The organism is Kitasatospora sp. NPDC114501 (genome assembly GCF_055633695.1).
Window position 1 is genome coordinate 260,599 of record NZ_JBVKDS010000011.1, and the last position, 22,721, is coordinate 283,319.

The following is a 22,721-nucleotide window of genomic DNA, read 5'->3' on the forward strand; positions in this document are numbered from 1 at the left end:
TCCGATGAGCAGCGCGGAGATCACCCGCCCGGACGACGCGGACCGGGCGGTCCGGGCCGAGGCGGACCGGCTGGCCGCCTCCGGCACCGGCCGCCCCGGGCCGCACCTGATCGGTGTGCGCCACCACGCGCCGTCCCTCAGCGCGGTGGTCCCCGCGCTGCTCGACGCGGCCCGGCCGGACGCCGTCCTGGTCGAGCTGCCCGCCGAGTTCCAGCCCTGGCTCGGCTGGCTCGCCGACGAGGCGACCCAGGCCCCGGTCGCCCTCGCGGCGGCCCCGGCCGGGCCCGAGGAGGCGGCCGGGCCCGCCTTCTACCCGTTCGCCGACTTCTCCCCGGAACTCGCCGCCCTGCGCTGGGCCCGGCGCAACGGGGTGGAGGCCATCGCCTGCGACCTCCCGCTCGCCCACCGCGCCGCCCGCGCGGGGGGCCGCCCGGCCACCGACGGGCCCCCGGACGCACCCGGCGTCGCCGACGCCCTGCGCCACCGCCTCACCGGCCGTGGCTCCGACGAGGACCTGTGGGACCGCCTGGTCGAGACGGCCGCCCCCGGCTCCACCCCGGAGGCCGTCCGGCGCGCCGCGCTGCTGGTCGGCTGGGCGCTGCGCCGGGACGCCGAGACCGGCCCCGGCGTCGACCCGTACGACCTGCGGCGCGAGGCCTGGATGCGGTCCCGCATCCGGGCCGCCTCGGCCGGCGGGCGCCGGGTCACCGCCGTGATCGGCGCCTTCCACGCCCCCGCCCTCCTGGACGGCCCCCTCGCCACCTCGGAGCCGCCGCACCCGGACGAGGAGCCGCCGCACCCGGACGACCCCGGGCACGTCCTGTCCCTCATCCCGTACACCTACCCGCTGCTCGACGCCCGCTCCGGCTACCCGGCGGGCATCCGCGACCCGGAGTGGCAGCACACCGTCCTGGACGCCGGCGGCGACCCCGAGCGCCTCGCCGAGGCGCTCACCACCACCGCCGTGCGGATCTGCGCCGCCCTGCGCGCCCAGGACCACCCCAGCGGCCCGGCCGACGCCCGTGAGATCGTCCGCCTGGCCGGCGACCTCGCCCGGCTGCGCGGCCACGCCGCCCCCGGCCGCGGCGAACTCGTCGAAGCGGTGCAGACCGTCCTCGCCCAGGGCGAACCCCTCGGCCGAGGCCGGGCCGTCGCCCGTGCCCTCGAACAGGTCCTGGTCGGCACCCGCACCGGCCGCCCCACCCCCGCCGCCCCGCGCAGCGGGCTCGCCCCCGCCGTCGAGTCCCTCCTCGCCCGCCTCGGCCTCCCCGGCCCCGCCGACCCCGGCCCGCGCGACCTGCGCCTCGACCCGCAGCGCAGCGACCTCGACCGCCGCCGCGAGATCCTGCTGCACCGCCTCACCGTCTGCGAGGTCCCCTACGCCGAACCCGTCGCCACCACCGGCGCCGGCGGCACCGAGACCCTCGGCACCCGCTGGCGCCTGCACTGGACGCCCGCCACCGCCGCCATGCTCACCGTCGCCGGCACCCGCGGCGTCACCCCCGCGCAGGCCGCCGAAGGCGCCCTGCGTACCCGGCTCACCGACCAGCCGACCCCGCGCGAGATCATCGACGGCCTCACCGCCGCCGCCTCCTGCGCCCTCCCGGCCCTCGCGGAGACCCGCCTCACCCAGCTCACCACCGACCTCCCCGCCTCCGCCTCCCTCCCCGAACTCCTCGACGCCCTGGCGCTCGTCGACCGGCTGACCGCGGGCCACTTCCCCGGCCACGCCCCGGAGGGAAGGGCGAAGGACACCGCCGGCCCGCGCGATGCCGACGCGCGCGATGCCGACCCGGGACCGGCCGGTGATGCCGTGCCAGCCGGGGAAGCGGTGCCCGGCGGGGCGGTCGCCGACGGTCTCCACGCCTCCGGCGGCGACGCTCCGGTGGAGAGCGGTCCCGGCCCGCGCTCCGGGCCCACGGGCCGGGCCCGTCTCGCCGCCGCCGGCGAGCTGCTCACCGTCGCCGCCGTGCGGCAGCTGGAGGGCCTGGGCGGGTCCGACGACCCGCAGGACGCCCGGGCGCTGGTGGAGCTGGTCCGCCGGGCGGACCGGCTCGGTGGGGTGCGGCTGGCCCACGTGCTGACCGAACTCGCCGAGCAGGGGAGCCCGTTGGTGCGGGGCGCGGCCGACGCGGTGCGGGTGCTGCTCGGTCAGCAGCCGGCCGAGGTGCTGGGCGGTCGGGCCGCCTCATGGGTGGACGGTGCGACCGGCCCGGAGGCACGACACGCGCTCGGGCGGGCGCTGGTCGGTCTGCTGACGGCTGCCGAGGGGCTGTTCGACTCCGCGCCGCAGGCACTGGAACCGGTGCTGGAGCGGGTCACCTCGCTGCCCGACGACGCCTTCCTGGACCGGCTGCCCGCGCTGCGCGGCGGCTTCGACACGCTCAGCCCGGCCGCCCGCGACCGGCTGCTTGCCCTGGTCGAGGAGCGCCTGGGCACCCGGCTCGCCGCCCTGCCCGAGGAGGCCGGCCCCGCCGTGCTCGCCGGCTGGGTCCGCGCGGACCTCGCGGCGCGCGCGGCACTCGCCCGTCGCGGCCTCCTGCCCTCGGCGCCCGCGGAGCTCCCGGCGCCCACGGCCGTCGCTCCACTTCCCACGACGCCCCACGCCACCCCGCCCCCCGTCACGACGGCGCCGCCTCCCGCCCTCGCCCCCGCCGAGCGCTGGCGGCTGCTCCTCGGCCGCCCCGGCAACGGCGGCCTGACCGGTCGCTGCGCCCGACTCGCCACCGCACTGGACGAGTTGTACGGCAGCGGCCACGGCGAGGGCTCCGGCCCGGGCCTGGACAGCCGGGGCGGCAAGGGCGGCCGCGAGGCCCCGTACCCCGGCGTGCGGGAGTGGGCCGAGGAACTGGAGTCGCTGTTCGGCCCCGGTGTGCGCGAGGAGGTACTGGCCGCCGCCGTCGCGCAGGGCCGCACCGACGTCCTGGAGGCGATCGACCCGGCCGCCGTCCGCCCGTCCGTCGACCTGCTGCGCACCGTGCTGGACCACGCGGGCGGCCTGCCCGAGGCCCGGGTGGCCCGGCTGCGCCCGCTGGTGCGGCGCCTGGTGGACGAGCTGAGCCGGGAGCTGGCCACCAGGCTGCGCCCGGCGCTGACCGGGATCGCCGTGCCGCGCCCCTCCCGCCGCCCGGGCGGCGGGCTGGACCTGGACCGCACCATCCGGGCCAACCTCGCCACCGCCCGGCCCGGGCCGGACGGCGGCACCCTGATCGTGCCCGAGCGCCCGGTCTTCCGGACCAGGGCGCGGCAGGCCAACGACTGGCGGCTGATCCTGGTCGTGGACGTCTCCGGGTCGATGGAGGCCTCCACGGTGTGGGCCGCGCTGACGGCCTCGATCCTGGCCGGGGTGCCCTCGCTGAGCACCCACTTCGTCGCCTTCTCCACCGAGGTCCTGGACCTCACGGAACGGGTGGACGATCCGCTGAGCCTCCTGCTGGAGGTGAGCGTCGGCGGCGGCACCAGCATCGCGCGCGGGCTGCGCTACGCGCGGGGCCTGGTGACGGTGCCGTCCCGCACGCTGATCGCGGTGGTCAGCGACTTCGAGGAGGGCGGGCCGGTCGGCGGGCTGCTGGCCCAGACCCGGGCCCTGGTGGACTCCGGGGTGCACCTGCTCGGCTGCGCGGCGCTGGACGACACCGGGACGGCCCGCTACTCGAAGGCGGTCGCGGGCCGACTGGTCGCGGCCGGAATGCCCGTGGCGGCGTTGAGCCCGCTGGAACTGGCCCGCTGGGTGGGGGAGAAGGTGCGATGAGCGTGACGGCGCGGACGAGCGACTGGCCGGGCGTGCGGCCCGAGGTGGTCGCCGAGGTGGTGGCCGGGCTGAGCGCCCGGTTGCAGAAGCGGCTGGACGCCGCGGCGGCGAAGCTGGCGGAGCGGCCGGTGGCCCGGGAGGGCGACGAGTGGCGGGTGGAGGTGGACGAGGAGACGGTGCTCGTGCTGCACGCCCCGGGCGGGGTGGTCACCGGGGAGGCCGACGTCCGCTGCGGCTGTCTGCTCGCCCCGGCCTGTGTGCACCGGGCCGCCGCCGTCACCCTCTGCCCGCTCGCCGAGCCCGGGTCCGGGCTTGAGTCCGGGCCCGAGTCTGCGCCCGCTCCGGAGCCCGGCCCCGGGAGCGACGCCGGCGGCGGCCCCGGGACGGCAGCCGTGGAAGGCCGGGAAGGAGCCCCGGGAGCCCCCGGGGAGCCGGCCGACCAGTCGGCCGCCGTCCCCCTCACCACCGCCGAACTCGCCGCCGTCCGCCACCTGCACGGGGCCGCGGCCGCCGTGCTGGCCGCCGGGGTGAGCGGGGCCGGCGCCGTCTCCCAGGCCGAACTGCTGCGCGCCGCCCACCGGGCGCGCCTCGCGGGCCTGTACCGCCCGGCCGCGGCGGCGGTCACCGTCGCGACCCGGATCCGGGCGGCGCGTTCCGGCGCGCCCGACCACCGCCTGGTGGACCTGGTGGCCGGCCTGCGCGAACTGCTCGGCCTCACCACCGCCCTGGCCACCGGGGCCGCCCCGGCCGCCGAGCTGCGCGGCACCGCGCGCCAGACCTACCGGGAGGAGGGCGGCCTGCGGCTCTACGGCCTGTTCGCCGAGCCGGTGCTGACGGCCACCCACGCGGGCGCGGTCAGCTGGGCGGTGGACGCCACCGGACGCCTCAGCACGATCGCCGAGGTGATGCCGCACGACGACGCGGCGGCCGCCGCCCGGCAGGCGGCCGGGGCGGGCAACCGGACGCTCCGGCTGGGCGACGCCGCGCTCAGCCACCGAGAGTTCAGCCGCGCCGGGCTGGCCGTCCAGGGCGCGACCAGGTCCACCGGCGGCCGGCTGGGCGCCGGCGCCTCGGTACGGGCGGTCCGCGCGGCGGGCGCGGCGTGGACGGCGGATCCGGTCGCCCGGCTCTGGTCCCCACCGGCAGCCGCCCAGGTGGCCCGGGCACTTGCGGCGCAGCACCTGCCGTACGAGAGCCGCCCGGCCGGGAGCGACCTGCTGTTCCTGGACGTCACCCTGCTGGGTACCGCCCCCACCGGTCCGGGCGGGACGCCGCAGCTGCTGGCGCGCTGTACGGCGGGCGGTTCGGCAGGCGGATCGGCGGAAGACGCCGCGGGCGGTCCGGTGATCGTCCTGCGCCCGGCCCACGAGCACCCCGACCTGCCGTTCCGGGCGAACCTCGCGCTGCTCGCCACCGCGCCCGGCCTACGGCTGCGGGTGATCGGCCGACTGGAGCGCGCGGACCGCCCGGAGCTGCACCTGCTCGCGATCGGCACACCCCCGGGCGACCCCGGCCCGCTCGCCCTGCCCGCGGACCGGGCCGGCCGGGTCAACCTCGGCCTCGAACGCCTCCAGACCGCCGACCTCGCAGGGCCCGTGACCGCCTCGGCCGCCTCGGCCACGTCGGCCACCGGGCCCGGCCCGGCGGACCAGCCCGCGGACGAGCCTGCGGACCAGCCGACGGCCCCGGCGCCGTACGGCCCGCCCGTCCATGTGCTCGGCCGCCGGGTCGGGCAGACGGTCACCACCGGTCGGCACGCCCTCGTCCCGAGCGAGGCCTCGGCGGCGGCCGACCGCGCCCTGCTGCGCGCCGCCGGGCTGGCCACCGCCGCGGAACTCCTCGACGGTCTGCGGGCCGCCGCGGCCGACCGGCGGCGCGACGTCTTCGGCCGGGTCGTCACGGACGACCACGAGGCCCTCGCCGCCGCCTGGCTGGCCGCGGCCTCCTACACCGAGGAACTGGCCACGGCGCTGTGCGCGGCGGCCTGGTCCGGAGAGGGGTGAGCGGCCGGGGTATAAGGCGAACTATTTGCACAGACCGATATTCCGCGCGTACTGGCATACTTGCCGTAGATCGAGGACACCGGACGAGACCTGGCACACGGCCTCGTCCGGTACACGGCACGAGCAGCGCGACGGAAGGGTGGGCGAGTCATGGGAATCCGCGACGATGCGGCCGAGATCCGGGCTCGCGGCTGGCGGACGCTCGCCGCGCTGCACGGGATGATCGACACCGCGCTGGAGAAGGCGCTCCAGAGCGAGTTCAAGCTCTCGGTGGTCGAGTACACGGTGCTGGAAGCGCTCTCCCGTCAGGACGGCTGGCACATGCGGATGCAGCAGCTGGCCCGCGCGGCGGCGCTGAGCAGCAGCGCGACCACCCGGCTGGTGAGCCGCCTGGAGGACCGGGGCCTGCTCAGCCGCTTCCTCTGCGTGGACGACCGGCGCGGCATCTACACCGAGCTGACGCCCGAGGGCCGCGACCTGCTGACGGCCGCCCGTCCGGTGCACGACGCGGCCCTGGAGGCGACGCTGGCCGAGGCCACCGACGTCCCCGAGCTGGCCCCGCTGGTGGACTCGCTCGGCGAGCTCCACCCGGTCCACGCCAAGGCCTGAGGCCCCCACCAAGGCCTGGGGCCCCACCAAGGTCTGGAGCCCCACGGCGAGGTCTGGAGCCGACGCGGGCCGCGTCGTCACTGCCGTTCCTCGGCCTCCCGGACGGCGGGGGCCTCCGCGAGGTGCTGCGGGGTGGAAGGCGCGGCCGGCCCGGCGTCGCGGGCCCGCTGCGGCAGGACCGGAAGCGCGCGCGGTTGGCCGTCCGGGCCGCCGGACACCCCTGCGACGCGACCGCCCACGGCGGGGCTGCCCGACAGGTCGTACATGCGCGGCGGCACGGGCCGGGGCACGACCACGGCGCCGGGCAGTCCGGGGATCTCGGCGCCCACCGCCAGGCCCCCGTTGACGGGCGCGTCCGCCCGGACACCCTCTTCCCCCGCGACTCCCGTCCCGCCACCATCCGCCGTGTACGGGACGGCCGGAGCCCCCGGGGCACCGAAGGGCCCAGGAGCCCCCTGGCCCCCGCCCGGCAGTCCGCCGGACCCCCCGGCCGTCCCGCCCGCCGGTACCGGCCCGAGGCCATCGGGCCCAGGCCTGGGCTCGGACCCGGCCCCGGCCCCGGAGCCGCCCCCGGCCCCCGCCCCGAGGCCGCCCCCGCCGTCAGCCCCCTGCCGCACGTCGGCCGCCGGAGCCCGGGTGATCCGGGCCCCCGACGGCAGCCCGGGCACCGCGGCCGACTGTCCGGGCACCGCGGCCGGCTGCCGGGCCTGCTCCAGCAGCGCCGAGGGCACCAGCACCACGGCCCGGGTGCCGCCGTACGGGGACGGCCCCAGGGTGACCCGGACGTCGTGCCGGGCGGCCAGCCGCGCGACGACGAACAGGCCGAGCCGCAGGTCGTCGCCGAGCGCGGAGACGTCCAGCTCGGGCGGGTTGGCCAGGTACTCGTTGAGCCGCCGGTACTCCTCCTCGGTCATGCCGAGTCCGCGGTCCTCGACCTCGACCGACAGGCCCTCGGAGACCTCCTGCGCGGAGACCTGCACCTGGGCGTACGGCGGGGAGAAGGTGGTGCCGTTCTCGATCAGTTCGGCGACCAGGTGGATGACGTCGGCGACGGCCTGCCCGCCGAGCGAGACCCGCGGCACGCCCCGGACGACGACCCGGGAGTAGCTCTCGGTCTCCGAGACGGCGCTGCGCAGCACGTTGACCACGGGTACGGCGGTGCGCCAGCGCCGGGCGGGCAGGGCGCCGCCGAGGATGACCAGGTTCTCGGCGTTGCGCCGCATCCGGGTGGCCAGGTGGTCGACCGCGAACAGTTCGCGCAGCAGCTCCGGGTCCTCGTGCTCGCGTTCCAGCGCGTCCAGCATGCTGATCTGCCGGTGGATCAGGATCTGGGTGCGCCGGGCGATGTTGAGGAAGACCTTCTTCGTCCCCTCGCGGCCCTGGGCCTGGTGGACGATGGCGGCGACCGCGGCCTGGCGGACGGCGGCGAGGCCCTCCGAGGTCTGCTGGACGTCGTCGCCGGTCCGCCGGGTCGGCGCCCAGACGGGCGGGGCGGGCACCTGCTCCCCGGCGCGCAGCCGTCCGACCACCTCGGGGATCTCCTGCTGGGCGAGCGCGAAGGTGTCGGCCCGAAGTTCGGACAGCCGCGCGGACAGCGTCCAGGCGGTCCGGAGGCCGCGGAACAGGCTGATCAGCAGCACCAGGGCGACGGCCGCACTGCCGGCCAGCAGCGCGGTGCGCTGTCCGGACCCGCGCAGCAGGTAGAGGGCGTACCCCCAGGCGGCGGCGAGGCCCAGGCTGGGGACCAGGACGAGGGCGAGGAGCGGGCGGCGGAGGGAGCCGGACCGGCCGGCGCGGTGGCCCGTGCGAGGGCCCGATATGCCTGGCATCTGATTCCTTGCTGCAGGGCCGAGCCGCGGGACCGGGACGCCGGATTCGGACCGGTGGGTCCGGGCGGCGGGTCGACCCCGTACGGCGCGGCCGGGCTTCAGGGAGTCGAGGCCGGGACTGCCGGAGCCGGTGACGTACGGCCACCGGGCCCGGCGGGGGTGCAGCGCGACCGCCGACGTCACGGAACGCTATCAGCCCGTGGTGTCGGCGCCGCAACCTCAACTGGCCCTGGACGAAGGGCTGATGGTGTCGGGACGGCGCCCGGAGCGAATCGTTCGAGGACGCAACGCCGCAGCTCACGGCCCTCGGCCGGCCCGGTCCGACGGTCCCCGGCGGCTGGGGGCGGCCGCTGGGGGATCCGTCAGGAACGGGTCAAGTAGCCGCTGTGGCGGGCGGGGCCTCAGCCCGCCAGTGGCATCGGCAGCACCCGTCCGCCCCGCCCCGGCGGTTTCTCCGCCGACGCCTCCCGCTGGGCGGCGAGTTCGCTCCAGGCCCAGCTGGTCAGGTCGGCCAGCTCCGCCGACCACTGCTTGCCGTACGTGCCCGAGGCGACCTGCCCGAGCCGCAGCCGCTGGACGTCCGAGGTGCCGGCCGGCGGGTAGACGTGGGTGGCGTCCCGCAGGTAGCGCTCGATGCCGAACTCGGGCTGGAGGCCGCGGGCGGCGTGGATCTCCATGGCGTTGCGCGCGGAGTCCAGCGCGTACTCGGTGTTGATGAGCTTGGCGTTCATCAGCTCGGCGTCGCAGGCGCGGCCGTGGTCGAGCAGGTGGGACGCGTGGTAGGCGGCCAGCCTGGCGGTCATCAGCCGTGACTGCATCTCACCCAACTTCAGCATGATGTTCGGGAGTTGGTTGATCGGCTGGCCGTACAGGACGCGCCCCTCGGCGAACCGGACGGTGTCCTCGACGATCGCGGTGTGGATGCCGAGCGCGACGGCGGCGAGGTTGATCCGGCCGTAGAGGGTGGAGGAGGAGTAGGCGACGTCCAGCCCCTGCCCCTCCCGGCCGAGCCGGTTGCCGACCGGGACGCGGCAGTCCTCCAGGAGGATCTCGCCGAAGCTGAAACCGTGCAGCCCGCTCTGCGACCCGGGGGAGCCGGTGCGGAACCCGGGGCGGTCGCTCTCCACCAGGAAGGCGGACAGGCCCCGACTGCCCTGGCCGGTGCGCAGGACCACACCGTGCACGTCCCCGATGTGGGAGTTGCCCACGAACCACTTGCGGCCGTTGAGCACGTACTCGTCGCCGTCGCGCACCGCGGTGCCGGTCATCCCGAGCACGTGCCCGCCGGACTCCGGCTCGGTGACGGCGATGGTCGGCAGGCACTCCCCGGAGGCGAACTTGGGCAGCCACGTGCGGCGTTGGGCCTGGGAGCCGTAGTGGAGGACCTTGGCCACGCCCAGCTGGGAGGCCTGCGCGATCGAGCCCGCGGCTCCGCTGACCCGGGCCAGCTCCTCGATGATCACGGTCTTGGCGACGTGCCCCAGGCCGAGGCCGCCGAACTCCCGCGGGATCGTCACGCCGATCCAGCCCTGGCGGGCGATCTCCCGGGCCAGCTCGAACTCGATCTTCCGCTCGGCCTCCATCCTGGACACCCGCGGACGCACCTCCTTCTCCGCGAAGTCACGGACCTCGGCGCGAAGCTCCTCGTGACGGTCGTCGGTGAAGTAGTCCATCGCCATGCTCCGGTCCTCTCGATGCGGGTGGTGCCGTGCCTCCGTCCGTGCCGTCGATGCCGCTCCGGCGACCCCCACGGGGGGCGGTGGGGGTGCGGGGAGGTCGGCCGGTCGCCCCGGTGCGATCGGCGCGTGCGTCACCGGGCGGTGTCCCGGCGACGGGCACCGTCCGTGTCTTCGGCAGGGCTCATTGTTGTATGGGGCACCGGGGCATCCCAGAGTCGATCTTGGATTGGCGTGATTCGGCCCCTCCCCGCGCCGAGGGGTTTCGCCGGGGCCCCGGACGGGAATCGATCACCGCTTCGTGACGGACCGTCGACCGGTCGTTCACGTGCGGTTTTGACTGGCCATCGGCAAGGCTGAGGAACGGTCGATCGGCACCGCCCGGCCGTTCTGATGTCTGGTTACATGTGCGCCATGACTGATGTGATGAGCACTCAAGGCCAGTTCCCGGGTGCCTCCGGGGAGTCCGCGCGAACCCGCAGGCTGCGCGGCCTTGGCCTCAACGACCCGTCCGCGGACGAGGCCTTCGACCGCTTCGCCCACCTGGCAGCCAGTATCACGCGCGCCCCCATCGCGATGGTCAACTTCATCAATGACGAGCGCCAGATGTTCCGGGGGCTCTACATTCCGCCAAGTCCGGCCGACACCAAGGGCGAGGACGGATCGTCCTGGGCGGACCGCGGCATCGCCTTCGACCTTCCCGCCCGCGAGATGCCGCTGAACCACGGCTTCTGCCCGCACGTGGTCGCCCAGCGCTCGCCGCTCGCCCTGGACGACATCCTCGCCTACCCCCGGTTCGCCGGAAATCCGGTGGTGGACGAACTCGGCGTCCGCGCCTACCTCGGCGCCCCGCTCGTCGACGACACCAACACCGTCATCGGCACCGTCTGCGTCCTCGACCGGGAACCCCGGCAGTGGGGGCGCGAACGGCTGCGCGACATCCAGCACCTCGCCGAGGCGCTGCTCTCCGAGATCCGGCTGCGCGACAGCCTGCTCGCCCAGCGCCAGGAGATGTTCGCCGCCTTCGACGGCTCGCCGTTCCCCATCATGCTCACCGAGGGCCCGGGCCAGGAGATCCGGTACGCCAACGCCCAGCACGCCGACACCTTCGGCGCTCCGACGGCGTACGGGACGATCGGCGCCGCCTACCCGCAACTCGGTGCGGCGGGCCTCGAACAGGCCGTCGTGGAGGCGTACCACACCGGTCGCACCGCCGTCCTCGACGACGTCCGGATCCAGTGCGCCCGCCCGGACGCCCAGCGCGGCCGGCAGGTCTTCAGCTTCACCTGCACGCCGCTGCGGGCCGCGCTCACCGGCCGGATCAACGGCGTCCTCACCGTCGGCATGGACATCACCGCCCGGTCCCGCACCGAGGAGGAGCTCGGCACGCTGGCCGCCCTGCTCGTCGACCGGCTCCAGCAGAGCGGCGCCTCCGTGCCCGGCCGCTCGGCCATCACCGGCGAGGCAGGCCCCGGCCTGCCCGGCTGAACCCGGCCGACCGGTGCGGACCCGTCCACCGCCGTGGCGGGGCGCCTCTCACCCCCGTGGAGAGGACCCCCGCCACGGTGTCGTCCGGGGCCGACAGTCCGCCGGGTGACTATTCCGGGGCCGCCACGGGCTTCCGTACCGGCGTCCGACACGGGCTTCCGTACCGGCTTACATACCGACGTCCGTTCCGGCGCCCGCGACCGGCGTCCGCGACCGGCGTCCGCGACCGGCGTCCGTTCCGCCGTCCGCCGGGGCCCGCCGCCCGGGCCGAGCGGGTGAACCGTCCGCCCGCCGCCGCCCCGACCGGGCCCGCGCCCGGGGTGCCGGATGGTAGGCATGGGCCGCATGGACTGGTTCGCCGCCCCCGACTACTGGCTGAGCCGGCTGCTCGTCCAACGCCTGCTCGCCACCCTCTTCCTGATCGGATTCCTGGCCGCCGCCGCGCAGTTCCGCGCGCTGATCGGCACCGACGGCATGCTGCCGGTGCCCCGGTTCACCGCCCGGGTCCCGTTCCGCCGGTCGCCCGGCCTGTTCCACCTCCACTACAGCGACCGGTTCTTCGCCGCCGTCGCCTGGACCGGCGCCACCCTCGCCGCCGCCGTCGCGGCCGGGCTCGGCGACGCCGTGCCGCTCTGGGCGTCGGTCCTGCTGTGGGCGGTGCTCTGGGTCCTCTACCTCTCCATCGTCAACGTCGGGCAGACCTGGTACTCCTTCGGCTGGGAGTCACTGCTGCTCGAAGCCGGCTTCCTGGCCGCCTTCCTGGGCAACGCCGACACCGCCCCGCCCGCCCCGGTGCTGTGGCTGATGCGCTGGCTGGCCTTCCGGGTCGAGTTCGGCGCCGGGCTGATCAAGCTGCGCGGCGACAGCTGCTGGCGCGACCTGACCTGCCTCCAGTACCACCACGAGACCCAGCCGATGCCCGGACCGCTCAGCTGGTTCTTCCACCACCTGCCCGCCCCGCTGCACCGGGTGGAGGCGGCCGCCAACCATGTCGTCCAACTCGTCGTACCGGTGGGCCTGCTCCTGCCGCAGCCGGTCGCGGGCTACGCGGCCTGCGCCGTCATCGCCACCCAGCTCTGGCTGGTCGCCTCCGGCAACTTCGCCTGGCTCAACTGGCTGACCATCGTCCTCGCCCTCGCCGCCGTACAGCCGGCCCGCCTCGGCCTGCCCGTCCACGCCCGCGCGTACCCCGGCGCCCCGGTCTGGTACGAGGCGCTGGTGATCGCGCTGACCGCCGCCGTCGTGGTGCTCAGCTACTGGCCGGTGCGCAACATGGTCTCCCGCGGCCAGGCCATGAACCGCTCCTTCAACCGGCTGCACCTCGTCAACACCTACGGCGCCTTCGGCAGCGTCAACCGGCTCCGCCAGGAGGTGGTGGTCGAGGGCACCGACGAGGCCGTGCTCACCCCGCACACCGTCTGGCGCGAGTATGACTTCAAGGGCAAACCCGGCGACGTGCGCCGGCTCCCGCGACAGTTCGCGCCCTACCACCTGCGGCTCGACTGGCTGATGTGGTTCGCCGGGATCTCGCCCGCCTACGCCCGCCCCTGGTTCCTGCCCTTCGTCGCCCGCCTGCTGTCCGGCGACCGGGCCACCCTGCGCCTGCTGCGCCACAACCCCTTCCCGGACGCCCCGCCGACCCACGTCCGGGCGACCCTCTACCTCTACCGGTTCACCGATTGGCGCGAACTGCGGGAAACCGGCGCGTGGTGGCACCGCACCGCGCTCGGCGAGTACCTCGCGCCGGTCGATCTGCACGCCCTCGGCCGGGCCGGGTTCCGGCCGCCGCTCGGCGGGCGGGGCCAGCGGCGTGGACGCGGCGTCCGGGAGGTGCCGCTGGAACGGTTCCGGCGGCGGGAGGACCGGTCGGGCGATCGGCCTGACCGGCCTGACCGGCCTGACCGTCCCGAACGTCCCGACCGGCCTGGGCGCCGCCCTGCCCGTCGGCGCGGTCCGTCCGATGGAGGGCGGCACGGGGAGCCGCGGTGAGGGAGTCCCGCCAGGACCCGCGGTGAGCAGCCGTGAGCAGCGAAGACACCTGTCCGGAGCAGCGCGGGACCACCCGAGCGGACCGCCCGGGTGGCGGCCAGGCGGGCGGTATGGCACACGACACCCGCCGTTCGGGGCGGTGGGTGCGTGCAAGGCTCGAACGGGCACCCGTATTCTGGGCGTCCACAACCGGCAGCCCGACCGCGCGCCCCCAGCCCCGTCGTAGGGGCGATTCCGCGCAACCGGTCCGCCGCCCCCTCGCCGCCAGCCCCGCCGTCGTCGCCCAGAACCGGACCTCACATGACAGTGCTTCACTCGCGCAACGCCGACGCAGCCGACCCGGCGGACGTCGCCGACGCCGCAGACGTCAAGGACCCCCAGGACGCCGCAGCGGAGCCCGACCTCCGCGAGGACCTCGGCCGCTACGCCGAGCTCGGGGCCTTCACGCTCACCGCCGAGACCCACGCCTGGTACGCGGCCGTCGACACCGTCGCCACCCCCGAGGACGCCCGCGCCGCGTCCACGGCCCTCGCCGAACTGCGCGGCAGCGACCTCCAGCAGACCTGGGAGGCCGTCACCGCCCTCGCCGCCGACGTCAAGCTGGACGAGCCCGACACCGTCGCCAAGACCGCGCTGCTGGTCGAGATGCTCCAGCGGGTGCACCGCACCTCCGCGGTCCTCTTCCCCGCCGCGTACGACGCCGACCTCGGCGCCCTCGCCGCCGCCACCGCCGACAGCGGCTGGCGCCGCGAGAACGGGGTCAAGCTCTCCTGGCTGCGCGGCCGCTCGCTGCGCAAGCAGGCCGTCGCGCTCGCCACCGACCGCCGCATCCGCCGTGAGGACCTGCACGAGGCCCTCACCTCCGCCGAGGTCGAGCGTCGCGCCTGGGCCGCGCTCGCCCCGGTCGGCACCCTCCCGCGGGTGCCCGCCGACGGCGCGCTGGTCGACCGCACCGCCCAGGCCTTCGAGACGATCAACACCGGCCTGCGCGGCCTCGCCCGGCTGCTGCCCGACCACGACCTGGACGGGCTGTCCTTCGCGGAGCTGATCGACCTGGTCGAGCGGCTCGCCGCCGACGAGGGCACCCTCTACCGCCTGCCCACCATCCGTAGCCTGCGCGCCGGCCTGGAGCAGGCCGGCCTCGCCGACCTGCTCGCCGAACTCGCCGCCGTCAAGGCCGACCGCCGCGCCGCCGAGGCCGCGTACACCGCCCGCCAGGCGCTGGCCGCCGGCCAGCGGGACGGGCTCGCGGAGGCCTCCGCTGCCGCCGAGGAGACGGCGGTCGAGGAGCCGGGTGCCGAGGACGCTGCCGAGGCTGAGATCAAGGCTGAGGTAGAGACCGTCGCCGAGGCCGATGTCGAGGCCGATGTCGAGGCCGGCGCCGAGGAGACCGAGGCCGACGAGCCGGCCGACCTGGCCGACGCCGAGGCGGCTGCCCTGCAGGCGCTGGCCGGTGGACAGCGGGCCGGGCTCGTGGAGGAGGCCCCGGCTCCGGTGACGGCTCCGGTCGAGGAGGCCGACGAGGCCGCTGCGGAGACTGTGGCCGTCGAGGCCGAGGCAGAGATCAAGGCTGAGGTCGAAGCGGAGACGGTGCCGGAGGCGGGTGCCGCTGACGACGAGCCGTCGGCAGCGCAGGCCGAGGAGGAGACCCCGTCCGCTGTGGTCTCCCTCCCGGCGCCCGCCCCGGCGGCCGACGACCTGGTGGCCGCCGCGACCGCCGCCCTGGCCGAGGCTGTGGCTGCGGACGAGGCGACGGCGGAAGCAGAGTCGGAGGCGGAGGCCGTCCCGGTCGCCGAGGCCGTTGAGGCCGTTGCCGACGTTGCGGTCGAGGAGCCGGCTGTCGAGACCGAGACCGAGACCGGACCTGAGGCCGTCACGGCGGAGCCCGTCGCCGAGGCTGCTGAGCCTGCCGCCGAGGTCGAGCCTGAGGCCCTGGTGGCAGCGGCAGCTGAGGCCGAGGTCGAGGAGGCCGTCGCGGAGGTTGTGGTCGAGGAGCCGGCTGTCGAGGTCGACGAGCCCGTGGCCGAGCCTGACGCCGTCACGGTGGAGCCCGCCGCCGAGGAGCCGGCCGCCGAGGCTGCCGAGCCTGCTGTCGAGGCCGAGCCGGTGGTCGAGAATGAGCCCGAGACCGAGGCCGTCGTCGAGGAGCCCGCTGCCGAGACCGAGACCGATGCCGTCGCCGTCGAGGTGACGGAGCCGGTGGTCGAGGCAGAGGAGCCCTCCATCGAGCCCGAGGCCGAAGCCGAGCCCGAGCCCGCTGCCGAGGCTCCCGCCGCCGAGCCGGAGGCCGACGCCCGTCCCGCGAAGCCGGACTTCACGCCCGGTCGCCCGGTGACCGCCTACTCCGCCGACGAACTGCTCGCCGTCGTGCGGTGGTTGGACGGCGACGGTGTCGAGCGGACCGACGAGGAACTGCTGCGGGCGGCCATGAAGGAGCTGGGCTTCGCCCGCCTCGGCCCCCGGATCAAGGAGGCGCTGGGCGCCGCCGTGGCCGCCGCGCGCGGCTGACGACGTAAGGCCGCAGGGTCGAGGGCCCGGGACGCGAGTGCGCGTTTCGGGCCCTCTCCTGTTCGGCACCGGATGCCGGGACCGCGACGACGGGCTCGGAGACCGGCGGCCGGCTACGAGGTGCCCGTACCGCCCGGACCGACCGGGTGGTCGAGCGCCTGCCGCAGCACGGCGGGGGCGGTCACCAGTGACGGGCCGTACCAGGTCAGGTGTCGCCCGCTGACCAGCGCCGCCGGGGTGCCGGGGAACGCCTCCGGGCCGTCCTCGGCGGTGAAGCGGTAGGGCTCGTCCGGCAGGACCACCAACTCCGGTCGGCAGGCGAGCAGTTCGGGCAACGGGACGGCCGGGTAGCGCTCGGGGTGGTCGGCGTGGACGAGCCGCAGGCCCAGGCGGCGCAGCAGGTCCCCGGCGAAGGTGTCGCGGCCGAGGACCATCCACGGGCGGCGCCAGATCGGCACGACGGTCCGCGGGCCGTCGGGTTCCGCCGGAGTGCCGCCGCTCCCGGTGCCGCTCCCGGCGCTGCTCCCGATGCCGCTCCAGGCCGCCTCCGCCTCGTCCAGCCAGCCCGGCCGGGGCAGGCCGCAGGCCGTGGTCAGCAGCCGGTCGAGGGAGCGGAAGGCGTCGTCCAGGGTGCGGATGTCGGTGGCCCAGACCGGGACTCCGGCCGCCCGCAGCGCGTCCAGGTCGGGACGCCGGTTCTCCTCGTCGTTGGCGAGGACGAGATCCGGCGCGAGCGCGAGGATGCCCGGGACATCCGGGTTCTTGGTGCCGCCGATCCGGGTGACGGACAGGTCGGCGGGGTGGCTGCACCAGTCCGTGGCGCCGACCAGCAGTCCGGGCGCGGTGGCGGCGACCGCCTCGGTCAGCGAGGGCACCAGCGAGACCACCCGGCGGGGCGGGCGCGGCCCGAGCCGGACGGGGAGGTCGAGGTCGTCGCGCGGGGCGGTGGGGTCGGCCATCCGGCCAGCCTACGTCCGGGGCCTCGGCGGCGTACGAACCTGCCCGGGTACGAACCCGCCTGCGAAGGAGCCCGCAGACGCACCGGCCGCGACCAGCGGCGACCGGCGGCGACCGCTCGCGAATCGCGGGGAACCCATCGCCCGGGCCGTCCGACTACCTGGTCCGGGTCCGCAGTACGGGCCCTCGGTACGACCACCACCGAGCACCACCTGACCAGGAGAGAGTTGTCATGCGCCCTCGCGTCGTCTGCGGAATCGCGGCCGCCGTCGCCCTGTTCGCCACGGCCTGCGGAAGCGGGACCGAGGGCGGGCCGAACGCCTCCGTCACCGTCCAGGCCGGCCCGGGCAGTGGGTTCCCCGTCAAGGTCGCCGACTGCGCGGGCAAGGAGACCGCCATCGCCGAGGCGCCCGCCAGGATCGTCACCAGCAACGCCTCCAGCTTGGAGCTGCTGCTCCAACTCGGCGCGGGGGACCGGGTGATCGGCACCGGCTTCCCGCCTGGCAAGGGCACCCTGCCCGCCGCCCTCGCCGACCAGGGCGCCAAGGTGCCGGTGCTCGGGGACAAGGGCATACCCAAGGAGAAGCTGCTCGGCTCCGGCGCCGACCTCTACGTGGACACCTTCGGCGCGATGCCGATGATGGGCGGCGGCGCCACCGGGCCGAGCGAGGAGGAGTTCGCGGCGGCCGGCATCCAGCACGTCTACCTGCTCTCCACCGCCTGCGCCGGGACGCCGAAGGCCGCCAAGGCGCCGCGCACCGACCTCGCCGGGATCGAGGAGGACGTCCGCCGGCTCGGCGCCGTCACCGGCACCGCCGCGCGGGCCGAGGAACTCGTCACCGGGATGGAGAAGCAGCTCGGCGAGGTCCGCACCGCGCTCGCCACCGTGCCGGAGGGGCAGCGGCCGAGCTACTTCGTCTTCGACTTCGACGCCGGGACCAAGCAGCCGGTGGCGGTCTGCGGACGGCAGGTCGCCAACGCCGTGATCAGCCAGGCCGGGGCGCGCAACGTGTTCGCCGAGTGCGACGCCGACTTCAAGCCCGGCTCCTGGGAGGACGTGGTCGCCAAGAACCCGGACTGGATCCAGCTGGCCGTACGCAACCGGGGCAGCGAGGAGGCCACCCGCAAGGCCTTCGACGAGGCCGAGGCCTTCCTGAAGGGCTTTCCCGCGACCCAGGGCCTGAAGGCCGTCCAGGAAGGGCACTTCGTCCGGCTCGGCTCCGAGGTGACCACCATCGCGGGGGTGCGCAACGCCGACGCCGTCCGGCAGATCGCCGCCACCGTCCACCCGGACCTGGTCAAGAGCACCGCCCCCGCCAAGAACGGTCAGTAGCCGGTGACTTCGGCCATCGCTCGCAAGGAGCACGGCGAAGCCCGCCCGGCCCGCACCCTGCGGGCCGGGCCGCTGGCCGCCGTCCTCGTCGCCGCCCTGGTGCTCGCGCTGACCGCCGCCGTCTCGCTCGGCTCGGTGGACGTCCCGCCCGGCGAGGCCTGGTCGGTGGTCGCCCGCCGGCTCACCGGCCGGCCCGCCGAACCCGGCACCCGCGACCTCATCGTCTGGCAACTACGCGTCCCACGCGCCTTGTTGGCGGCGGTGGTGGGCGCCGGACTCGGCCTGGTCGGCACCGCCGTGCAGGCCCTGGTCCGCAACCCGCTCGCCGACCCCTACCTGCTCGGCATCTCCTCCGGCGCCTCACTCGGCGCGGTCGCCACCATCGTCCTGGGCACCACCCTCGGACTCGAGCTCTCCTTCGGCAGCGCGCTCGGCCTCACCGTCTCCCTGGCGGCGTTCGCCGGCGCGCTCGCCGCGTTCTCGCTGGTCTGGCTGATGGCCCGGCGCGGCGGCGGCTTCTCCCCGCTGCGCCTGGTCCTCGCGGGCATCGGCATCGCCCAGTTCCTCGGCGGCATCACCAGCTACCTGGTCCTGCAGACCCGCGACGAACAGCAGACCAGGGGCGTGCTGTTCTGGCTGATGGGCAGCCTCGGCGGCGCCGTCTGGGCCCAACTCGCCGTCCCCGCCGTCGCCGTGGCGCTCGGACTGGCCCTGCTCCAGGCCCGCGCCCGGGGGCTCAACGCGATGCTGATGGGCGACGAGACGGCCGCCGGGCTCGGCGTGGACGTCGCCCGGCTGCGCCGCGAGGTCTTCGTCGTCACCAGTGTGCTCACCGGGGTGCTGGTCGCCGTCTCCGGGGCGATCGGCTTCGTCGGGCTGATGGTGCCGCACGTGTGCCGACTGCTGGTCGGCGCCGACCACCGGCGGCTGCTGCCGCTGTCCGCGCTCACCGGGGCGCTGCTGCTGGTCGTCGTCGACACCGTGGCCCGCACCGCCCTGGACGGCCAGGAACTGCCGATCGGCGTCGTCACCGCCGTGCTCGGCGCCCCCACCCTGCTCTACCTGCTGGACCGACGACTGGAGCGCAGTTGAGGATCGCCGTCGAGGACCTGAGCGTCGCCCTGGCCGGCCGGACGGTGCTGGCCGGGGCCAACCTGATCGCCGAGGAGGGGGAGATCGCCGGACTGGTCGGGCCGAACGGCAGTGGCAAGTCCAGCCTGCTGCGCACCGTCTACCGGCACCTGCGGCCGAGCGCCGGCCGGGTGCTGCTGGCCGGGCGGGACCTGGCGGAGCTGCGGCCGGCGCAGTCCGCCCGGCACATCGGGGCGCTGCCCCAGGAGCGCGGCGGGGACTTCGAGTTGAGCGTCCGCGAGGTGGTCGCGATGGGCCGCACGCCCTACAAGCGGGCCTTCGCGGCCGACGACGCCGAGGACCGCCGGATCACCGCCGAGGCGCTGGACCGGGTCGGCATGGCCGGGGCCGCCTCCCGCCGCTTCGCCCAACTGTCCGGCGGCGAACGGCAACGGGTGCTGCTGGCCCGGGCGCTCGCCCAGCAGCCGGACGTCCTGGTGCTGGACGAGCCGACCAACCACCTGGACGTCCGGCACCAGGTCGAACTGCTCGCCCTGCTCCGGCAGCAGCGCCGCACCACCCTGGTGGCCCTGCACGACCTCAACGCCGCCGCCTCGGTCTGCGACCGGCTCCACGTCCTGCACGACGGCGCCCTGGTGGCCTCCGGGACACCGCGCGAGGTGCTGACCGCCGACCTGCTGGCCGAGGTCTTCGGCGTGCGGGCGGCGGTGGTCGAACACCCCCTCACCGGCGACCCGCTGATCGCCTTCGACCACCGCACCCCGGCAGCGCCGGAGGCCGCCGCGCCGAGGTCTGTTGAGTCGTAGTGGGCCCTGTCGCCGGTCAGCATGCGCTGGCCGACGCCGGAGGCCAGGCGCAGGCGTCCGGTCTCGGTCAGCGGTGCGTTGCGGTGTGGGATGAGGGGCTTTCCGGGGGCCGGTGCAGATGTCGCAATCCATGCCGAGGCAGAAGGCCCTCGCTCCGTCTCGAGATCACCCAGCCGTGAGCCGGGTGCCACCAACTTCCGTGGTCAGAACCCCTGGCGGCTCTCGTAATGGCTCGGCCGGCCGTCCCGCAGGACCAGTCGGCCGAGCCGCGCGGCCTCCTCGCGGCGCAGCAACTCCGTGGCGCCGTCGGCTCGGTGGAGCACCGCCGAGTGCCAGGGCGTGGTCCAGGCGTCGGCTGCCGCCAGCAGCCGGATGCCGAACTTGGACGCCCCGGCCGGCTGCGGGTGGATGGAGAGCCGGACGGCGCTCGGGTGGTGCTCGGCGATCAACTCGCCCCAGGCGCGGCTGCGCTGGATCACGCCGTAGGCGCGGCGGCGGCACTCCCGCTGGAGGGCGGAGCGGGTTCCGGTGAAACCGACGGTGTCCTCGGTGAGGAAGCGGGTGATGCCCCGGTAGAGCCGCAGGGTCCCCTCATCGGTCAGTACCTGTTCGCGCAACTCCTCGACGCTCGGCGCGTACTGGGCGTGCACCCGGGCGCGCTTCCCGTCGTACGGGAGGTCGCCGAGGACGGCCCGCAGGTCGAAGGTGTCGAGGTGGGTCAGGCCCTCGCGGGCGATCATCGCGGTCAGGGCGTCCGCGTAGGCGTCTATGTGGTCGTCCGGGACGTTGATCAGGTCCCCGAAGATGTGCCCGTCCGAGCAGATCAGGATGCGGGCGCCGGGTGCGTGCAGTCGGCCGATCTCGGCACAGAGTCCGTCGAGGAACGTCAGCGACAGCCGTTCGCCCTCGTCCGGCAGGTGGCCGAGCACCTTCGCCGGGTTCGGCGACTTGCAGGGGAATCCGGGCAGCGTCAGGACGATCGGTTCGTCGGCGGCGATGAAGTCCGCCAACTGGGCCAGCTGGACCGGGAAGTGCTCCGGGCGGGCGTCGAGGTCCGGGTCCGCGGCGCGGCGGTGCGGCAGCAGCAGGCCCAGCACGCGGGTGGCGAGTCGCTCGGCCGAGGGGCGGTCCTCAAGGGCGGGGGCGACGGCGGTGATGGCGGGGGCGGTGCCGACGGGCGGCATGGCGGGTCCTCCACGGAAGGTCGTGCGGTACGGCGGGCAGGCAGGAAGGAAGGCAGGAGGGCGGGCGGAGCCGGGCGGCGCCTCGGCCCCGGGGGTCAGCGGCGGCGGTCGTAGGCGACCGGCAGCCGGTTCACGCCGCGCGCCAGGACGGCGGGGATCCAGGCCAGGTCCGCCAGGCCGTCGCCGGGCGCCTCGGCCGGGCGCAGACCGGTCAGCCGGCCGAGCAGGGTGGCGAGGGCGACCTGCAGTTCGGCCCGGGCCAGCGCGGCACCGGGGCAGTAGTGGATGCCGTGGCCGAAGGCCAGGTGGGCGTTGGGGGTGCGGTCGAGGTCGAGGCGGTCGGGATCGGGGAACTGCGCGTCGTCGCGGTTGGCGGCGCAGAGCGAGACGATCACGGAGTCGCCGGCCGGAACGGTGGTGCCGAACAGGTCGCTGTCCCCGGCGAAGAACCGCCAGGTGGTGAGCTCGAACGCGGCGTCGTGGCGCAGCAGTTCCTCCACCGCCCGGGCGAGCCGGTCGGGCTCGTCGAGACCCTCGCGCAGCCCGGCGAGCTGCTCGGGGTGGCGTAGCAGGGCGACCAGCATGGTGGTGATCTGGTTGGTGACCGGCTCCTGCCCGGCGACCAGCAGCTGGAACACCATCGAGTCGAGTTCCGCGCGGCTCAACCCTCCCGCGTCATGGGCCGCGACGAGCCGGCCCAGCAGGTCCTCCCGGGCCGCCCAGCCGGGTTCCCGGCAATCGGCGCGCTTACGGGCGACGACATCGGCGATGTACGTCTGGAGGCCGCGCAGCCGCGCCTCGTACGCCGGACGCCCGGGGTCCTGCGGGCCGACCGGCTGCACCACCTTGCCCCAGTCCCGGTCGAATCTCTCAGCCAACTCGGGTGGCAGGCCGATGACTTCGGCGAGCACCTGGAAGGGGTAGTGGGCCGCGAAGCCGGCCACCAGGTCCGCGCCGCCGGACTCCGGCAGCTTGTCCACCAGCGCGTCGGCCAGCTCCCGGAACCGGGGGCGCAGCGACTCCACCCGGCGCGGGGCGAACGCGTCCAGGACGAGCCGGCGCATCGAGGTGTGCTTGGGCGGGTCCTGGTGGAGCAGGTGGACCTGGAGCTGGGAGTGCTGCGGCTCGGGCATGATCGACGCGCGGCGGCGCCAATTGTCGTTGCCCAGCGCGTGGTTCTTGCCGAGTCGGGGGTCGTTGAGCACGGCGTGGGCGGCCCGGTAGCCGGTGACCAGCCAGGCGTGGATGCCGCTCGGGAACTCCACCCGGTGCACCGGCCCGGCCTCGCGCATCCGCCGGTAGAGCGGGTACGGGTCGCTCTTGTACGCCGGGCCGTACAGCGGGACAGGGGAGGGGAGCCGGTCGTACCCGTACGGGCAGTGCGGGGCGTCGCCGGTGGCGCCCTGGCCGGGGATCGTGTCGGTCATCTGAGGAGGTCCTTCGGTACGGGAGTTGCGGGCTCAGGACGTGGGGCGGTAGGGAGGCGGGGCGGTCAG

General features: G+C 75.7%; 14 protein-coding genes. 9 read left to right on the plus strand and 5 right to left on the minus strand.

The window, feature by feature from the left end; all coding sequences use genetic code 11:
• Nucleotides 1-4: 4 nt before the first annotated feature.
• The 3 genes from ACZ7RU_RS22130 (at nt 5) to ACZ7RU_RS22140 (ending at nt 6,363) form a co-directional block, all read left to right on the plus strand.
• Entirely contained in the window at nt 5-3,751 is a 3,747-nt protein-coding gene (locus tag ACZ7RU_RS22130; RefSeq protein ID WP_470342644.1) for a vWA domain-containing protein, read from the plus strand.
• Nucleotides 3,748-5,754 carry a hypothetical protein gene (locus tag ACZ7RU_RS22135; protein ID WP_470342645.1) on the plus strand — a complete coding sequence of 669 codons (2,007 nt, stop codon included), beginning with the start codon at nt 3,748-3,750 and terminating at the stop codon, nt 5,752-5,754. Before ACZ7RU_RS22130 ends, ACZ7RU_RS22135 begins: the two co-directional genes overlap by 4 nt.
• Before the next feature lie 150 nt (nt 5,755-5,904).
• Nucleotides 5,905-6,363 (plus strand): MarR family winged helix-turn-helix transcriptional regulator, encoded by a 459-nt coding sequence (locus tag ACZ7RU_RS22140; protein WP_470342646.1) that lies wholly within the window; start codon nt 5,905-5,907, stop codon nt 6,361-6,363.
• Nucleotides 6,364-6,440: 77 nt separating this feature from the next.
• On the opposite strand, the gene ACZ7RU_RS22145 is transcribed toward ACZ7RU_RS22140, so the two are convergent.
• Both ACZ7RU_RS22145 and ACZ7RU_RS22150 read right to left on the minus strand, forming a co-directional pair.
• Nucleotides 6,441-8,192, minus strand: a complete 1,752-nt coding sequence (locus tag ACZ7RU_RS22145; RefSeq protein ID WP_470342647.1) for a sensor histidine kinase — start codon at nt 8,190-8,192, stop codon at nt 6,441-6,443.
• Nucleotides 8,193-8,593: 401 nt separating this feature from the next.
• The gene (locus tag ACZ7RU_RS22150; protein WP_470342648.1) at nt 8,594-9,871 is read right to left on the minus strand and encodes an acyl-CoA dehydrogenase family protein; all 1,278 of its coding nucleotides are present in this window, start codon (nt 9,869-9,871) and stop codon (nt 8,594-8,596) included.
• A 411-nt stretch (nt 9,872-10,282) separates the two neighbouring features.
• Between ACZ7RU_RS22150 and ACZ7RU_RS22155 the strand changes: the two genes are divergently transcribed.
• The 3 genes from ACZ7RU_RS22155 (at nt 10,283) to ACZ7RU_RS22165 (ending at nt 15,853) form a co-directional block, all read left to right on the plus strand.
• Nucleotides 10,283-11,356 carry a GAF domain-containing protein gene (locus ACZ7RU_RS22155; RefSeq protein ID WP_470342649.1) on the plus strand — a complete coding sequence of 358 codons (1,074 nt, stop codon included), beginning with the start codon at nt 10,283-10,285 and terminating at the stop codon, nt 11,354-11,356.
• Between the two features lie 345 nt (nt 11,357-11,701).
• The gene (locus tag ACZ7RU_RS22160) at nt 11,702-13,345 is read left to right on the plus strand and encodes a lipase maturation factor family protein (RefSeq protein ID WP_470342715.1); all 1,644 of its coding nucleotides are present in this window, start codon (nt 11,702-11,704) and stop codon (nt 13,343-13,345) included.
• Between the two features lie 300 nt (nt 13,346-13,645).
• Nucleotides 13,646-15,853, plus strand: coding sequence for a hypothetical protein (locus ACZ7RU_RS22165; RefSeq protein ID WP_470342650.1), 2,208 nt, complete (start codon nt 13,646-13,648; stop codon nt 15,851-15,853).
• Nucleotides 15,854-15,966: 113 nt separating this feature from the next.
• Here the strand turns inward: ACZ7RU_RS22165 and ACZ7RU_RS22170 are convergent, their stop codons facing one another.
• Nucleotides 15,967-16,812 carry a helical backbone metal receptor gene (locus ACZ7RU_RS22170; protein ID WP_470342651.1) on the minus strand — a complete coding sequence of 282 codons (846 nt, stop codon included), beginning with the start codon at nt 16,810-16,812 and terminating at the stop codon, nt 15,967-15,969.
• A gap of 230 nt (nt 16,813-17,042) precedes the next feature.
• Between ACZ7RU_RS22170 and ACZ7RU_RS22175 the strand changes: the two genes are divergently transcribed.
• The 3 genes from ACZ7RU_RS22175 to ACZ7RU_RS22185 are packed head-to-tail and all read left to right on the plus strand — an operon-like array spanning nt 17,043 to nt 20,041.
• Nucleotides 17,043-18,143, plus strand: coding sequence for an ABC transporter substrate-binding protein (locus ACZ7RU_RS22175; protein WP_470342652.1), 1,101 nt, complete (start codon nt 17,043-17,045; stop codon nt 18,141-18,143).
• A gap of 3 nt (nt 18,144-18,146) precedes the next feature.
• Nucleotides 18,147-19,235, plus strand: a complete 1,089-nt coding sequence (locus ACZ7RU_RS22180) for a FecCD family ABC transporter permease (RefSeq protein ID WP_470342653.1) — start codon at nt 18,147-18,149, stop codon at nt 19,233-19,235.
• Nucleotides 19,232-20,041 (plus strand): ABC transporter ATP-binding protein, encoded by an 810-nt coding sequence (locus tag ACZ7RU_RS22185; RefSeq protein WP_470342654.1) that lies wholly within the window; start codon nt 19,232-19,234, stop codon nt 20,039-20,041. The genes ACZ7RU_RS22180 and ACZ7RU_RS22185 overlap by 4 nt, the downstream gene beginning before the upstream one ends.
• Before the next feature lie 203 nt (nt 20,042-20,244).
• On the opposite strand, the gene ACZ7RU_RS22190 is transcribed toward ACZ7RU_RS22185, so the two are convergent.
• Nucleotides 20,245-21,225, minus strand: coding sequence for an L-tyrosine/L-tryptophan isonitrile synthase family protein (locus ACZ7RU_RS22190; RefSeq protein WP_470342655.1), 981 nt, complete (start codon nt 21,223-21,225; stop codon nt 20,245-20,247).
• A gap of 95 nt (nt 21,226-21,320) precedes the next feature.
• Nucleotides 21,321-22,652 carry a cytochrome P450 family protein gene (locus tag ACZ7RU_RS22195; RefSeq protein ID WP_470342656.1) on the minus strand — a complete coding sequence of 444 codons (1,332 nt, stop codon included), beginning with the start codon at nt 22,650-22,652 and terminating at the stop codon, nt 21,321-21,323.
• Between the last annotated feature and the right edge of the window lie 69 nt (nt 22,653-22,721).